This window comes from uncultured Planktomarina sp. (assembly GCA_943788425.1).
GTDB lineage: Bacteria > Pseudomonadota > Alphaproteobacteria > Rhodobacterales > Rhodobacteraceae > Planktomarina.
The window spans coordinates 34226-49782 of sequence record CALSQF010000003.1 but is presented as its reverse complement, the minus strand read 5'-3'; the positions used below and the strand labels follow the sequence as shown (position 1 = coordinate 49782).

Genomic DNA, 15557 nt, shown 5'->3' with positions numbered 1-15557 from the left:
TACAGGAGTTTGTAATGTCGATAAATCGTCCCCTCAAAGCCGCCGTTTTGCGCGGATGGCGCCGTTGCTGCCCGCGATGCGGCAAAGGGGCACTGCTCCACAAATATCTCAAGGTACATGACCGCTGCGGCAGCTGCGGCCAAGAGCTGCATCATCATCGTGCCGATGACGGTCCGGCCTATCTCACGATATTAATCGTTGGCCATATCCTTGCACCCTTGTTGCATGTGGTATTTGTCCAGTTTCGACCCGAGCCATGGATCATGGCATCGGGCTTCGGTGCCGGTTCCGTAGTCCTTTGCCTCTATCTACTTCCACGCATCAAAGGCGGGGTCGTTGCCTTTCAATGGGCGCGCAAACTAAATGGTTTCGGGACGGACGCCTCTGGCAATGTGCTCAAAACCCGCTAGGTTGGGTATATGACACAGACACCTATTCGCTCCGCCGCGACCATAATTACAGTGCGCAACGTGAGCACCTCACCGCAAGTGCTCATGGGGCAGCGCGGATCGAAAGCGGCATTTATGCCAAATAAATTCGTCTTTCCAGGCGGCGCAGTCGATGCGGAGGATAACGTCATACCTCTGGCCAAACCTTTGGTGCAGAGCTGCCATGCGCGGCTACTGCAAGATAACTCCGGCCCCTCACCCGAGACCCTCGCCGTAGCTGCCATTCGTGAATTGTGGGAGGAAACCGGGTTGATCCTTGGCGCGCCCGAGCCTTGGCGTGATGCTCCCGAAGATTGGAGCGACTTTGCTCAGGCGGGCTTTCGTCCCTCGGCTGAGGGGATGTATTTCTTTTTCCGCGCCATCACACCGCCCGGTCCGCCCCGCCGATTTGATGCGCGGTTCTTTTTGGTGGATGCGGATCAACTGGCTGGAGACTTAGACGATTTTTCTGGCGCATCAGATGAGCTATCCCATTTGCAATGGGTGCCGCTGGATGAGGCGCGCACCTTAAATTTGCCTTTCATAACCTCAATCGTACTGGGAGAATTGGCCGCGTTGCGCGAAATCGGTCCACCCGCCTCAGTGCCGTTTTTCAAAAACCAAGATGAAGAAAGCCTATTTCTGCGTCTCCACGGCTCAGAGCAACAGTATCAGTAGCGCCATTGATGCGGACAGTAAGACGATGCCCACAGCCTCGCTCAGGCGCATTTTTTCGCCAAAGACAAAGACCGATATGGCGAAAGACGCCAAGATTTCTACCTGGCCCAGCGCTTTGACATAGGCCGCATTTTGCAAGGTGAATGCAGTGAACCAGGCCAAAGAGCCCAGCAAAGACAGCAATCCAACCCAAATGGCCACGCGCCAAGCGCGGATTACCTCAGTGATTTGCCCCGGTTCGCGCCAACTTAAATAAACAGCCATGCCTAAAAATTGCATTGAGATTGCCACCATGAGGGTGACGCTGGCGCGAGAGAAGACATCGGCGGCGAAAATATGCAAGGTTGCACCACGATAAAAGACGGCGCATGCGCCAAACAGAACAGCACAGGACAGTCCCAATGCAGTGGCTTTATTGAAAAAGCGCGGCCCCTCGGATCCAGCCTTTTGCGGCGTGTCCGAAATGATGATAACTCCCAAAACACCAAGTGAGATCGCCCCAAGCGCCGGCAGGCTCACGCCCTCACCCAGAAACAAAAGGCCGAATCCGGCAGCCAGCAAAACTTCAACTTTCTTGAACGTAATGCCGATGGTGAAATTGCGCTGCTGAAACAGGGCCACCACGCACATTGTGGCGCAGATTTGGCAAAATCCCCCCGCTGCCGAGAAGGCCCAAAATTGCCAATCCATCACAGGCATGCCGTACCCACGCGCCGCCGTATAGCCAATTGCCACCAGAGCAATCAGAGGCGCGGCATATAAAAAGCGCGCAAAAGTGGCGCCGCCCGTTGACAGCGTGGCAATGCGCAATCTCTTTTGAAACATGAAACGCAAGGTTTGCGCTGTAGCCGCCAAAAGGGTGATGGGAATCCATAACATGGATCAAGACTTAGGCGATCCCTCGGTATGAGGCCAGAGCGGATGGGGTACAGGTTCTTTGCACTTCAAGAAATAACGCGCGAAAAGTTGGCAATAGCTATTGTAAATATACCCTTGGTTGCGCTGCATGAATTTCGCTTTTTGAGCGCGATAGACGCCGGGCAAAGCGTACCATGAAATATGCGGATACATATGGTGTACCAAATGGAAGTTATTGTTCAAAAACAAAAACGCGAAAAATCCGCGGTCTTCAATAACAACGGTGCGTGCCTGCACGTCTTCATGGGCGCGGTGCTCGGCAAATGTACGGATCTTGACAAGCGCAAGCCCGGCGTAGGCCGCGAAAAAATAGGCCCAAAGCGGGTAGCTGGTCGCCATGACGATCCAAATCACCAAAGCCGCGGCCGGAATATGCATGAGCCAATCTCGGAGCACCTCCCTACGCCCAGCGCATATTTCACGAAAATCACTGCGCATGAAACAATATTGCGAAATTAGAACGCCGATCAGCAGGCGGCCCGCGAGGGTCGTGTTGAACACATGCAGGCGTTGCAGCCAAGTCGGAAGGCCAAGCCAAATGGCAGGATCTAGATAATTGCTCTCTGGATCATCATATGGATCAGTCAACCGTTCGTCTGAGTGATGGGCCAAATGGGTGTCGCGAAACCGGCCATAAGGGATCAAAAGATTGAGCGAGGCGAACACCAAAGCCGCATTCAGCCATGGATGCTTCGTTGGGTGTCCATGAATGATTTCATGTTGCAGCGAAGATTGCAGCGCGATAATCACCGCAAGACCCGGCACAGACAGCCAAAGCGGACCAAAGAGCAAAACAATCCATCCGCCATAGCAACCCATAAGGGTCGCAAATGTCGGCCACTCGGTGATCAAAGACGGGCGCTTAATATCTGCCATAGGCGCAGGGTAAATCCTTTTGCGCCGTTGTGGAATTAAGAGAATTATGTAACTTAAATCATGTAAGTTAATTAAAATAACCAAATGTGATGAATATGGACAAGCGTGCCCGCTCTGATCTCTTTCGCAATCGACTGCAACAGGCCATGGCCTCTAGCGGTGATACGCAGTCAAGCCTGGCGCGCAAAACTGGAGCGGACCGCTCAACCCTGTCGCAGACTCTAGCGGGCACATCGGCGCGCCTGCCCAACGGGCAATTGGTGGCGCAATGCGCGCAAAGCCTTGGTGTTTCTGCCGATTGGCTCCTGGGTCTGTCTGATAAACCGGGCACCCTCGAACACATTTTGGCGCAGGCCATAACCATGGTCGATGCCCCGCGCGCGCTGATCGACGCACAACTTTTTGCATGGCATCAGGAGGCTGCAGGATATAAAATACGCCATGTTCCCGCAGGGTTGCCTGATATGGTTAAAATTCGCCCAATGCTTGAATGGGAATATGCACCGAGCCTTGGACACACCATAGATCTTGCAATTGCCTCCGCTGAAGATCGGCTCAATTGGATGCGGCAGGCTCAATCTGATTATGAAATTGCTCTGCCCCTGCACGAACTGCAGGGCTTCGCGCGTGCCGAAGGCTATTATAGGGGCTGCCCAAAGCAAATTCGCATTGAACAGCTCAAACATCTGGCCCGCCTCACAGAGCAACTTTACCCCGTGATGCGGATCTGTTTATTTGACGCTCGAAAAATTTACTCATCACCCATTACCATCTTCGGCCCTTTACGGGCTGTGATCTACCTTGGGCAAAAATATATGGTCTTTCGCGTACCTGATCGCATTCAAGCCCTGAGCCAACATTTTGATGGCCTCATCCGCGCCGCAGAAATTGGCACCCGTGACTTGCCGGCGATCATAGACGCTCTGTTACAAGAGCTGGACGCCACCGCAGATTAAACCTTTGGATCTGGATTTTCCGTGTGCCCATCCACAGCGATGACCTGCCCTGACACCAAACGCGCTCCAGTGCTGCATAGGAACACAGCCATATTGGCAATATCTTCCGCGGTGACTAGACTGCGCATCGAAGTTCCAGAGGCATAGCCGTCATAGATGCGCTGCACGTCCGTGCCTTTAGCGGCCGCCTCACGCTCCATTACCCCTTGCATCCGCGGCCCTTCAACTGCACCGGGACAAATCGCATTGGAGCGCACGCCCTCAGGCCCCCATTCCATTGCCAGGGTCTTCATCAATCCGATGATACCCCATTTCGCCGCCGCGTAGGGCGCCCGATTGGGGTAGCCATAAATTCCAGCGGTAGAGGAGGTCAACACCATCGCACCACGCGCCGACTTGAGCATAGGCCCACCATATTTTGCCGAAAGAAAAGCGCCTTCCAAGTTGACCGATACGCAGCGCTGCCAGGCAGATAGATCAATCTCTTCAACGGCCGCCGTCGGCCCAGCAATCCCCGCATTGGCGCATATCGCCTCAAGCCGGCCCCAAGTCTTGTGAATCTCCGCAAACAGATCGGCGACCTGCGTTTCATCGCTGGCATCAACCAAGCTTTTTTGCCACTCCACCGGGCAAGCGTCCAAACTGGCAGCCTCCACATCCGTCACCCAGACCCGAAAGCCCGCAGCCGCAAAGGCTTGCCCCATTGCCCAGCCAATGCCATTGCCCCCGGCCGTAATCAAAACCCCGTTCATTTGCGCCCCACACTGCGCCCCAAGCCTTCGGGCCGTTCAAGCGCACAATGGGCCGTGGCAATACGCTGTAAGTTTTCCGCAACCTGCGCTGCGGGTTCGCTGGCTTTGCGGGTTTTAAGCGACACATGGATCAGCATATGCTCACCCGTGGCCAACAGCCGGTCCCCCTCAAACATCTGATGGAAGAGATGCATTTTCTTGCCCGCCCCTTCGGCACAATAGGTCTCAACCCGGATCACTTTGCCCGCATGTACTTCGTCAATATGCCGGATATGGGTCTCGGCAGTGAAATAACTGCCACCTGCGGTAATATAGGCCGCATCACAGCCAACGATCTCCATAAATCGATCGGTGGCGTCGCCAAAGGCCTGCAAATAGCGCGCTTCATTCATGTGGCCGTTGTAATCGGTCCAATCCAAAGGGACCGCACGGCGCAGAGTTTCAGTCAAACCGCCCGCGTGCAAATCCGCCGCATGCCGCACCATGCCCGCTTGTGCGCTGAGTTGCTGATCTTGGTTCTTGAGCAACGCTCCAGCGCCCCAGTCTTGCGCCTTCAAGGCGCGCATCATACCCACCAGATTGTTGTCCCGGATTCGCTCAAGCTCGCGGATAGAATGCATGCCCGATTGCGCATCTGACTGGTCAGAAATCATATCCACCAAGTCATCCGTAAACTCTGGCACATCCATCAATTTTGTCCATGGCCATTTCAGAGCTGGGCCAAATTGCGCCATGAAATGTCGCATGCCCGCTTCCCCGCCTGCCACGCGATAGGTTTCAAATAATCCCATTTGCGCCCAGCGAATGCCAAAGCCATAGCGGATGGCATTATCAATCTCTTCGGTGGTGGCAACGCCATCTTTGATCAGCCAAAGAGCCTCGCGCCAGACCGCCTCCAAGAAACGATCTGCAATATGAGCATCAATCTCCTTGCGCACGCGCAGAGGATACATTCCCATCTGGCGCAAAATATTCTCCGCACGCGCGACAATCGCAAGGTCACTTTGCTCTGTCGGCACCACCTCAATCAGCGGCAAAAGATAGACGGGGTTAAAAGGATGGCACACCATGATTTGCGCCGGGCGCAGCGCAGCCTGTTGCAGCTCAGACGGCTTAAAGCCGGAGGTTGAAGAGCCCAAAACCGCCGCAGGATCACAATGAGTTTGAATTATGCGATAGACCTTTTGCTTCACAGTCAGTTGCTCGGGCACACTTTCTTGGATCCAGGAGGCTCCAGTCACCGCGTCAGAGATCTCCGAATGAAAGCTCAAGCGCCCTTCTGCGGGCATGGGCGCCTCATACAGCCCTGGCAAAGAACGGCGTGCATTGGCCAGCACCTCGCCGATTTTGCGCTCCGCTTCAGGGTCGGGATCAAAGACACGCACGTCCCATCCATTGAGCAAAAAGCGCGCGGCCCATCCGCCGCCGATAACCCCGCCACCGATGATTGCTGCGACCTGTGTCATGGCAAAACCCTATCTAAGTGTATTCAAGTTCCAAAAATCAACTGCCAACCGGAGCACGCTTCACAAGCCCCAGCTTTTCACGCACCTCTGCTGGACTGATGACCCTGGCACCCAGATTTTCAATCAGGCTGACCGCCCGATCAACCAGCTGATAGTTTTGCGCCAAAACACCGCGGCCGAGCATCAGATTATCTTCCAATCCGACGCGGACATTGCCCCCCGCCAGAACCGACGCGGCCACCATAGGCATTTGATGGCGCCCTAGCCCGAAAGCGCTGAATATCCACCCGTCGGGAATATTGTTGACCATCGCCATCAGCGTGTTGAGATCATCAGGCGCGCCCCAAGGCACACCCATGCACAGCTGAACCAAAGCATTGGGTTCCAGAACCCCGTCGGAGACCAATTGCTTCGCATACCAAAGATGGCCAGTGTCAAAGGCTTCGATCTCAGGTTTCACCCCCAATTCAGTCATCATCCGCCCCATAGCGGTCAGCGTGCCGGGCGTGTTGGTCATGACATAATCTGCTTCGGCAAAATTCATCGTCCCGCAATCAAGCGTGCAAATCTCTGGGCGGCATTCAGCCACATGCGCGACCCGCTCGGTCGCGCCGGCCATATCCGTGCCCGCAACGGGTGGCAGCGGGTTCTCGACGTCGCCAAAAACCATGTCACCGCCCATGCCCGCTGTCAGATTGAGCACCACATCAACCTCAGCATCCCGGATCCGGTCTGTGACTTCGCGAAACATGCCCGGATCTCGGCTCGGCGCGCCGGTTTTCGGATCGCGCACATGGCAATGCACCACCGCCGCTCCAGATTTTGCGGCCAAAATCGCACTTTCCGCGATCTGCTTCGGACTGCGCGGCACATGGGGGCTTTTGTCCTGCGTCGCGCCAGAGCCTGTAACAGCACAGGTAATAAAAACCTCACGGTTCATTTCTAAGGGCATGATCTTCTCCTTCTATCTTGGGTAATCTGCGAGAGTTGCAAAAGAAAATTTTGCAATATACGAATGATTTTTAATGAAATACGCAAATAACATCTGGCAAGCAGGTTCCAAGCCGCTGCATGTGGGGCTTTTGCTGCTTGATGAGAGCAATATGCTGTCCCTTGCCGCCGCGGTGGACCCGATGCGCGCCTGCAATCGCAGGGCTGATCGCGAGCTATTTTCTTGGCAATTTCTATCACAGACCGGCGAGCCGGTGCATCTCACTTCGGGGATGACGGTGCAGACGGAAAAGCTGCAAAGGTTTGCCGGGGATCTGCTGATCCTTGTCGCCGGTTTTCGCCTCGAGGCCCAGTGCACCCCGCCCCTGATTTCAGCCCTAAGGCGCCAGGTCGCGGACGGCTGCCAGCTGTGGGGCGTCGATGGGGGAAGTTGGATCATGGCCCAGGCGGGGCTCTTGGATGGCCACCGCGCAACCTGCCACTGGGAGGATGCTGAGGCCTTCTCGCGCCGGTTTCCGGCAGTTAATCTGGTGCCAGATCGTTATGCCATCAGCGCCCCCTTCGCCACCACCGGCGGCGCATCTCCTTGTATTGATTTGATGCTGCATCTCATCACCTGCCGCCACGGACGGCCTTTATCAGAGCGCGTGGCCGCTGCTTTTATCTACGATCCGCTGCACACCGGTGATGCACCGCAACAGATGATCGCCACAACGCGCATATCCAGCAAACATCCACGGATTGCGCGGGTGTTGAAGCAGATGGAAAACCTGATAGACAGCCCGCCAACAATCGCGGCCCTGGCCCGCGCCAATGGTATCTCCACCCGCAAATTGGAACTTGAATTTAAAGCGGCCACCGGCCGGGCGCCGGGGCGCTATTTTCTAGAGCTGCGCCTGTCCGAAGCTCGCCGCCGCGCCATAGACAGCGCGCAAAGCGTACAAGAAATCGCGTTGGCATGCGGATTTACGTCACAGGCCAGCCTGGCGCGCGCCTTCCATCACGCATTTGGTCAATCGATCAGCGCCCTGCGCCGTCACCATTAATCAGCGCAAAAAGACCTCTTACTAAATCCATTTTGGCATCAAAACCAGGGCCGGCGGGCGGGAAATATCTACTATAAAATTCTGTTATGCATAGATCTTTCAATAGGGCATCGGATGGGCGCGATGGGCCTTGTTGAGATCTGCAAGCACCTGGTCAGACAACTCAATGTCTTTTCCCGCGATGATATGCGCCAATTGCGCCGCCGTCGTAGCACCAAAGATAACGGAGTCCATGAAGGAACGCCCAGCGCACCAGGCTAATGCCATATGTACCGGATCCAGCCCATGTTTCTGCGCCACCTGCATATAGGCTGCGGCCGCCAGATGGGCCCGGGCCGTATTGCGCCCGCCCAATTCGGGCGACATGCTCATCCGGCTGCCCTCAGGCACCGCATTGTTGGCATATTTCCCGGATAGCAACCCTGTCGCCAAAGGTGAAAAGGCCAAAAGTCCCACATCCTCATTTACGCTTAACTCTGCTAAATCGGTGTCATACATGCGGCACATCAGGGAATATTCATTCTGAATAGAGGCCACACGTGGCCCATGGCCCTCCTCAGAGGCCCGAAGCCATTGCGCCGTGCCCCAGGCGCTTTCATTTGACAAACCAAATGCGCGAATTCGGCCACGCGACACTTCGGTTTGCAGCGCCCCTAGGCAGTCATGCATATGCTGGATCGTCTCGGCTTTGTTTTGCTTTGAGGGGTCATAATTCCAATTTTGTCGGAACATATAGGAGCCACGGTTGGGCCAATGGAATTGGTAAAGATCTATCACATCTGTTTGCAACCGCTTTAAGCTGCCATCAATAGCCGCTGGAATGGAGCTGGCGGTGATCGGCGCTCTGTCGCGGATATGTTTGATCCCCATGCCAGAATGTTTGGTGGCCAGTACCACTTGATTGCGCTTGCCGCTGGCCCGAAACCATTCGCCAACCATACGTTCACTGTCGCCTTGTGTCTCCGCCGTGATCGGATTGACCGGATACATCTCCGCAGTGTCAAAGATATTGATCCCCGCTTCCACAGCCATATCCATCTGCGCAAAAGCATCCGCTTGATCTGTTTGTGTCCCGTAGGTCATCGTCCCAAGACAGAGGTCGGAAATCATAATCCCGCTGCGGCCCAATTCGTTCATTTTCATGCTATAGTCCTCTTGTTTCGTTTAAGTTAGCCCAAGGTTGTCGAGCTGCAAGCTGAAAATCTCTTGAGAACAAATAGAGAACAATATAGTCTGCAAAAATGACACTCTACGCCCCGAATCTGATTTCATCTGTCCGCAGACCGCAGGCGGCCTTATTGGAACTTTGGCCCGGCATTCGCCTGACGCTGGCGCGCGCGCATGAGGCTTGCGGCCAATTTCGGCACAGTTTTGCAATGATGGTGGCGCAAAACACACAAGGGCCTGTATTTTGGGTTACACCAGAGTGGAGCACTGATCGGCTGCACGCAGAGGGGGTCACCCCTTTTTTCTCTCCTGGACGGTTAACCTTTGTGAGCCCCAAACGCGCAGAGGATATTCTGTGGTGCGTTGAAGAGATCCTGCGCAGCAGCGCCGTGCCGCTTGTGGTGGCCGATCTGCCTGGCCTGCCCGCCCTAACCCCTGTGCGGCGACTGCATCTGGCGGCCGAAACTGGCGCGCGTGAAGGCGGCTGCACCCCGCTGGCTCTTTTGCTCACCCCCGGCACAGGCGGTGCACCCGGAATCGAAAGCCGCTGGCATATGGGCCCCATCCCTCAAGCCAGCATGGACAACTGGCAACTCACCCGCATACGCAGCCGCAGCGCGCCCCCGCGCCGCTGGCATATTACGCGGCACGAAGGGCGCTATCAGCTGGCCACTGCCTCGCAAGACCCCCCCCAAATTTAGCCCCCAAACAAAAACCGGACCAAGCTCCAAAAATCAACGCCAAGGAATCAAATCCCACTTGCCACTCCGCACGACCAGGTCGATGGTTGCGCTATGCGACTCATCTTATCCTTTGCGGCGCTTTTCTTGTCCGTCATCCTCTTGCAACTCTCCTCCGGTGGGGTTGGCCCCTTGGACGCTCTCACAGGGCTGGAGCAGGGTTTTACCAAAGGGCAAATCGGCATCTTGGGCTCTTCGCATTTCCTTGGGTTTTTCATCGGCTGCTGGTGGGCGCCCAGGGTTATGGGCAGCGTCGGACATTCACGCGCTTTTGCGGTCTTCACCGCCATGGGCGCCATTGGTATGCTGGGCCATACCTTGTTCGTCGACCCCACCGCCTGGGCCGTGATGCGCATCGCCTCAGGACTTTGCGTGGCAGGCTGCTACACCGTGGTCGAAGCCTGGCTTCAGGCGAAAGCCGGCAATGCCAATCGCGGACGAACCATGGCGGTTTATCGCGTGGTAGATATCTCTGCCGCGCTTGGAGCACAGATGATGATTGGCGCTTTGGCTTCGGTTGAGACCTATCTGGCCTATAACCTTCTGACACTCTTTTGCTGCGCCTCCCTGTTACCGCTCGCCCTGACCAAAGCCAGCCCACCCATTACAAAAGCAGCGCCACGCCTGCGGCCTCTTTTGGCGCTCAGCCGCTCCCCCCTCGCCGTCTTTGCAGTTATGGTGAGCGGCTTGACCTCTGCGGCCTATCGGATGGTAGGACCCATCTATGGCACAGAGCTCAATTTAAACGCCTCGCAAATCGGCCTTTTTCTCGCCGGCTACGTTTTGGGTGGGGCCATTTCACAATATCCGGCGGGCTGGTTGGCCGATAAATTTGATCGCCGTTGGGTGGTCATCGGCATTTCAATTGCCTCGCTGATATCTTGCACCCTCTCCTTTTTCTCACTCGGGGTCACGCAAGTCATCATCGCCTCTTGCTTGTTTGGATTTATCACCGTGCCGATCTATTCGGTCGCCACCGCCCATGCCCATGACTTCGCCGCAACCGATGAACGTGTTGAACTTTCAGCCGCTCTTTTGTTCTATTATGCGATCGGCGCAATCGCCTCTCCCATCGTTGCTGCATTATTGATTGACATATTCGGCACCGGCTCGTTTTTCATCTTTATTGCCGTTGCACATCTGCTTTTGGCAGGCATCGGCGGGTTGCGGTTGCTGCTCGGCGATGTCGCCGAATCCAAAACCCCCTATATCTACGCGCCACGCACCTCTTTCATGCTTGGCCGGCTGACAAAAATCCTGCGCGATCCAGGCTCATCTTCTAAGCCTTAGGGCTGGGCTTTCGGACCGCAGAGGGTTAAATAAGGCCAACTTTATTTGGACGACACTATGAAACGTATCCTGATCACATCAGCCATTCCATATATCAATGGGATCAAACACCTTGGCAACCTTGTGGGTAGCCAGCTGCCTGCGGATCTTTTTGCCCGCTACCATAGGGCGCGAGGCAATGAGGTATTGTTTCTCTGCGCCACAGATGAGCACGGTACCCCGGCGGAGCTCGCCGCCGCAAAAGCCGGCAAACCGGTTGAAGAGTATTGCGCAGATATGCATGCGGTGCAGGCCAAGATTGCCGAAGGGTTTCGCTTGTCGTTCGATCACTTCGGTCGCAGCTCATCGGCACAAAACAAAGAGCTTACTCAGTATTTTGCCGGCTGCCTTGCGGACCAGGGCTTGATTGCGGAAGTCGATGAACAACAGGTGTATTCCCACGCGGATGGGCGCTTTTTGCCGGATCGCTATATCGAAGGCACCTGCCCCAACTGCGGCTATGACAAAGCGCGTGGCGATCAATGCGAAAATTGCACGAAACAATTGGAGCCGACCGATCTGATTGAACCACGCTCAGCCGTATCTGGCTCGACCGACCTAGAAGTGCGAAACACACGCCACTTGTATCTGCGGCAATCATCTTTGCGCCAAGAGCTTAGTGATTGGATTGCGCAAAAAACCGATTGGCCAGTACTGACCACCTCTATCGCAAAAAAATGGCTCAACGACGGTGATGGGTTGCAGGACCGAGGCATCACCCGCGACCTCGATTGGGGCGTTCCCGTGCGGCGCGGCAATGCACCTTGGCCCGGGATGGAAGGTAAAGTCTTCTACGTCTGGTTTGACGCTCCGATTGAATATATCGCCTCCGCCCGCGAATGGGTGGATGCTGGTAAAGGTGATGACTGGCAGCGCTGGTGGCGCACCGATAAAGGCGCAGAGGACGTGCGCTATGTACAGTTTATGGGCAAGGATAATGTGCCCTTCCACACCCTCTCTTTCCCAGCCACAATTCTAGGCTCTCGCGAGCCATGGAAGCTGGTCGATTACATCAAATCATTTAACTACCTCAACTATGACGGTGGGCAGTTCTCCACGAGCCAGGGGCGCGGCATATTTATGGATCAAGCGCTTGAGATCCTACCGCCCGATTACTGGCGCTGGTGGCTCCTCAGCCACGCACCGGAAACCTCGGACAGCGAGTTCACCTGGGATAATTTTCAAGCAGATGTGAACAAAGATCTGGCTGATGTCCTGGGAAATTTCGTCTCCCGCGTCACCAAATTTTGTCGCTCAAAATTTGGGGAAACCGTGCCAGAAGGCGGCGGCTATGGCCCGCGTGAGACCGCGCTGATTGCAGATTTACAAAACCGCCTGGAGAGCTATCAAACCCATATGGAGGCCGTGGAAGTGCGCAAATCCGCTGCGGAATTACGGGCAATCTGGGCCCTGGGCAATGAGTATTTGCAAGCTGCTGAACCCTGGGCCGTATATAAGACCAATCCCGAGGAAGCTGCGACGATCATCCGCCTGTCGCTCAATCTCATTGGGCTTTACGGCCAAATCTCCGCCCCCTTCATCCCCGATGCGGCGCAGACCCTGCGTCAGGCGATGGGCCAGACGGATCCGCTCTGGCCAGAAGATCTGAACCAAGCGCTCACCAGATGCGCGGTTGGCGATGCATTTAATGTGCCGGAAAACCTCTTTGGCAAAATCACTGATGAGCAACGCAATGAATGGTCACAACGCTTTTCAGGAACACGTCCGTGACTTGAGCGGGCCGCTCTCGAGACTGCACAAACATGCGCCAAAGAGCACAATTGTGGACTGGACAAGAGCGGCAAAAAAGACAATAACCCCGCAGATTACATGATCTGTTTTCAAATGCCTGCATAACCAGGGCGAAAGCAGAGCAAATGATTGCCCCAAAACTAAGGTTTGAAGGCACAGAGGCGGGTTGGTAGAGTGGTTATGCAGCGGATTGCAAATCCGTGTACACCGGTTCGATTCCGGTACCCGCCTCCAAACAAAATCCCTCAGAACTTAAACTAAAACAACCCCTTGGAAGGCCAGGCTACCGTCGTCCGTTTACAGTAGTCAAGAGGAGTTTGCGCTACTTTAGTGTGACCGTTTGTGACAGGATTGTGACAGAACGCGCAAACCCCTCTTAGTCTCTACTGTACCGATCTGGATTTAAGTGCAGCGCTAACCGATTATACTGGCGCTGCGCTTGGCTGTCGGCGTTCTCCATTACACCTCATATAATCTGGCATCTGAACTAGCGCCTCTCTGTGAGCCTCAAGGGAACCCCTAGCTTCATAACCAAACGAATTGGGTTGGCTAGTTTTGCAGGTGGGAATCCAAGGTAAAGATTTGGTTTGCGGGTGGGTTTGGTCTCTGGCAGTCTGAGGATGATACTTATGGAGGGTGTGTGATGCGTAATGTTTTGGTTTCCGATGTAACTCCGAAATGTGGAAGATCTTTTGCACGAACGAGGCATTGAGATCAACCATGAAACAGTTCGGTTTTGATAGAGCAGATTTGGTCCGATGTCTGCAGAAGTTCTCTGCCGTCCAATCTTCAGTCCGCAACCATTTCAATCGGGAGCGCCACTTCTACTCACGAGACAATTTCAAGCTCAATCGAAGCGCTGCTCTTACTGAGTGGCGCCAATTATTGAGCGCATAGGTTCAGGCTGCGCCAGCAATCTGATGCGAGTTCTCATTCGTCTGACAGCATCCTTGCCCAATTTCGCATAGCTTGGAGATATATGCCAAATGGTCGGCTTAGCAGGATCATAAACACTAAAGATGCACTCACCGCTGCCACTATTTCTGAAGCGTTTGCGCCCGCCAAGGCTAACGTTGCCACATAGACAGGTACTTGGAATGTAATGAAAGCAATGATGTCGCCAACGAGGTTCGTGAGCCACCGTTGGGGCCGAGTCTTTGAAAAAAACCAATCCCGCCATAGGCCATACGGCCGCGCCGCAACCATCATGACCGGTATACTGATCAGCCTCGCAATCAAAACCTGTGTGGGACCCATGCCTGCAATCAACAACTCGCTCAGAGCGGCTACAACCGTGAAGAAAATAATAGTTGCTGCGGTGTCAACGAAGTAACTCTTCATTAGATATGGCTATTAGAGATCGCTACCTATGTCGAGGTGGAAAGATGCACTGAAAGGTAGCAAACCTGATCGCTGTCGTTTGAGGCGACGCCACAGCCCATGAGGCACGTCAGAGAGCCAGATGCCATGACTGTCGCGGAAGGGTAACAAAACGTATCAGATCGTTTACACGGGTAACTCTGATTTTATTACACGTAAAAATAATTAACACTTCATAACACGTGTTAATATTAATGAAAAATATAGATAATCAGCGAAAGTATGACTGCAAAACAACCCAGTAATATGAATATCCACACTAAGCTTTCGGCCCAAGTTGCCCCCGCAGAGATGTTTCCATAAGAGTTTCTCAAGTTACCAGTTAGTTGCTTTCGCTGTGGCCAACTTACCTCGTGCAGATCTGTTTTTCGTACAGTTTCCATTGGCAACCAATTAAACGAAAAATCGCTAAAAATTACCTCGTCTATTGGATTAATGGCTACATTTCCAATTTCAGAGCGCGATAGTATTTTCTCAGGCAGTATCTTTATAATATTCTTATCACTTTTAACGTTGGAATTTTCTCTATTTTGGTAAATTCCACAATTTTCTTGTAACGTAATTTCTAATTGAAGAATTAACTTTTGCTGATTTATTTCTGCGTCCTGACGGAATGCTTCATATTCCTTTTGCGCCAAAGTAATATGAAGTTCTAAGCGCTCATTTTGTGCAACCCTGAAGCTTTTCTCTTTAAGTTTTGTTTTCAGTTTAGTTTGTACAGAAATATTGTTACTTAAGCCATCCTGCGGTTCAAAAATAATGTTAAATTTGTTTAGAAGACTATCAGTACCAAAGAAGGAGATGCCATTTGCAACCGAAGCGTCCAAATGAGCATTTGCGGTTATCATCTCTCGGACATCCGTGCTATCGCCATCTTCAAACTTTCTGCTGTTCAGGAAGCGGAAATTACTAACATTCAGAAGTAAAGTTTGTGAAAAATTTCTGTGCCGTAACTTATAATCATTTGTGTGAAGGCTCTCTGTTGCCCCCTGACTTACCTCATTGAGGGCAAATTCAGAAGGAACCTCGTCGTTATTAACGACGACTATGTCTCTGTTATAGTGATCATTGTCTAAATTCATGATATACAAAGGTTAAATAGGCGATTTTCTAGTTAC

At 53.6% G+C, this 15557-nt stretch carries 14 protein-coding genes, 1 tRNA gene and 1 pseudogene; 9 read left to right on the top strand and 7 right to left on the bottom strand.

The features are described from left to right. Positions 1–14: 14 nt before the first annotated feature. Together ABLW18_RS02785 and ABLW18_RS02780 are read left to right on the top strand one after the other, a co-directional pair. Positions 15–410, top strand: a complete 396-nt coding sequence (locus ABLW18_RS02785; protein ID WP_347823348.1) for a DUF983 domain-containing protein — start codon at positions 15–17, stop codon at positions 408–410. Between the two features lie 9 nt (positions 411–419). Beyond that, a complete protein-coding gene (locus tag ABLW18_RS02780; RefSeq protein WP_347823347.1) occupies positions 420–1106 on the top strand; it encodes an NUDIX hydrolase in 687 nt (228 codons plus the stop codon). Here ABLW18_RS02780 and ABLW18_RS02775 read toward each other — a convergent pair. Together ABLW18_RS02775 and ABLW18_RS02770 are read right to left on the bottom strand one after the other, a co-directional pair. Beyond that, positions 1086–1985, bottom strand: a complete 900-nt coding sequence (locus ABLW18_RS02775; RefSeq protein ID WP_347823346.1) for a DMT family transporter — start codon at positions 1983–1985, stop codon at positions 1086–1088. The two genes, ABLW18_RS02780 and ABLW18_RS02775, sit on opposite strands and share 21 nt — an antisense overlap. Before the next feature lie 3 nt (positions 1986–1988). Further along, complete coding sequence (locus tag ABLW18_RS02770; protein ID WP_347823345.1) at positions 1989–2900, bottom strand: fatty acid desaturase; 912 nt, start codon at positions 2898–2900, stop codon at positions 1989–1991. Between the two features lie 95 nt (positions 2901–2995). Here ABLW18_RS02770 and ABLW18_RS02765 point away from each other — a divergent pair, with 95 nt between their 5' ends. Then, positions 2996–3856, top strand: coding sequence for a helix-turn-helix transcriptional regulator (locus tag ABLW18_RS02765; protein WP_347823344.1), 861 nt, complete (start codon positions 2996–2998; stop codon positions 3854–3856). On the opposite strand, the gene ABLW18_RS02760 is transcribed toward ABLW18_RS02765, so the two are convergent. Genes ABLW18_RS02760 through ABLW18_RS02750 form a run of 3 tightly spaced genes read right to left on the bottom strand, consistent with a single transcriptional unit; the run spans position 3853 to position 7026 of the window. Further along, the gene (locus ABLW18_RS02760; RefSeq protein WP_347823343.1) at positions 3853–4608 is read right to left on the bottom strand and encodes an SDR family oxidoreductase; all 756 of its coding nucleotides are present in this window, start codon (positions 4606–4608) and stop codon (positions 3853–3855) included. The genes ABLW18_RS02765 and ABLW18_RS02760 overlap by 4 nt on opposite strands. Continuing rightward, positions 4605–6074: a carnitine 3-dehydrogenase gene (locus ABLW18_RS02755; protein ID WP_347823342.1), complete on the bottom strand. Its 1470-nt coding sequence runs from the start codon at positions 6072–6074 to the stop codon at positions 4605–4607. The genes ABLW18_RS02760 and ABLW18_RS02755 overlap by 4 nt, the downstream gene beginning before the upstream one ends. 37 nt (positions 6075–6111) lie before the next feature. After that, positions 6112–7026 carry a 3-keto-5-aminohexanoate cleavage protein gene (locus ABLW18_RS02750; RefSeq protein WP_347823341.1) on the bottom strand — a complete coding sequence of 305 codons (915 nt, stop codon included), beginning with the start codon at positions 7024–7026 and terminating at the stop codon, positions 6112–6114. Positions 7027–7099: 73 nt separating this feature from the next. Here ABLW18_RS02750 and ABLW18_RS02745 point away from each other — a divergent pair, with 73 nt between their 5' ends. Further along, entirely contained in the window at positions 7100–8071 is a 972-nt protein-coding gene (locus ABLW18_RS02745; RefSeq protein WP_347823340.1) for a GlxA family transcriptional regulator, read from the top strand. 99 nt (positions 8072–8170) lie between these two features. On the opposite strand, the gene ABLW18_RS02740 is transcribed toward ABLW18_RS02745, so the two are convergent. Further along, the gene (locus tag ABLW18_RS02740) at positions 8171–9214 is read right to left on the bottom strand and encodes an aldo/keto reductase (protein ID WP_347823339.1); all 1044 of its coding nucleotides are present in this window, start codon (positions 9212–9214) and stop codon (positions 8171–8173) included. Between the two features lie 98 nt (positions 9215–9312). Here ABLW18_RS02740 and ABLW18_RS02735 point away from each other — a divergent pair, with 98 nt between their 5' ends. From ABLW18_RS02735 to ABLW18_RS02715, 5 genes and pseudogenes are all read left to right on the top strand, one after another. Then, positions 9313–9939, top strand: a complete 627-nt coding sequence (locus ABLW18_RS02735) for a hypothetical protein (RefSeq protein ID WP_347823338.1) — start codon at positions 9313–9315, stop codon at positions 9937–9939. Positions 9940–10032: 93 nt separating this feature from the next. Further along, on the top strand, positions 10033–11268 hold the full coding sequence (locus tag ABLW18_RS02730; protein WP_347823337.1) for an MFS transporter: 1236 nt from the start codon (positions 10033–10035) through the stop codon (positions 11266–11268). 57 nt (positions 11269–11325) lie between these two features. After that, on the top strand, positions 11326–13038 hold the full coding sequence (gene metG / locus ABLW18_RS02725; protein ID WP_347823336.1) for a methionine--tRNA ligase: 1713 nt from the start codon (positions 11326–11328) through the stop codon (positions 13036–13038). A 181-nt stretch (positions 13039–13219) separates the two neighbouring features. After that, positions 13220–13293 (top strand) — tRNA-Cys (locus ABLW18_RS02720). Positions 13294–13812: 519 nt separating this feature from the next. Then, a pseudogene (locus tag ABLW18_RS02715) lies at positions 13813–13956 on the top strand (IS6 family transposase); the annotation flags it as partial. Positions 13957–14630: 674 nt separating this feature from the next. Here ABLW18_RS02715 and ABLW18_RS02710 read toward each other — a convergent pair. After that, on the bottom strand, positions 14631–15521 hold the full coding sequence (locus tag ABLW18_RS02710; RefSeq protein WP_347823335.1) for a hypothetical protein: 891 nt from the start codon (positions 15519–15521) through the stop codon (positions 14631–14633). Positions 15522–15557 lie beyond the last annotated feature (36 nt).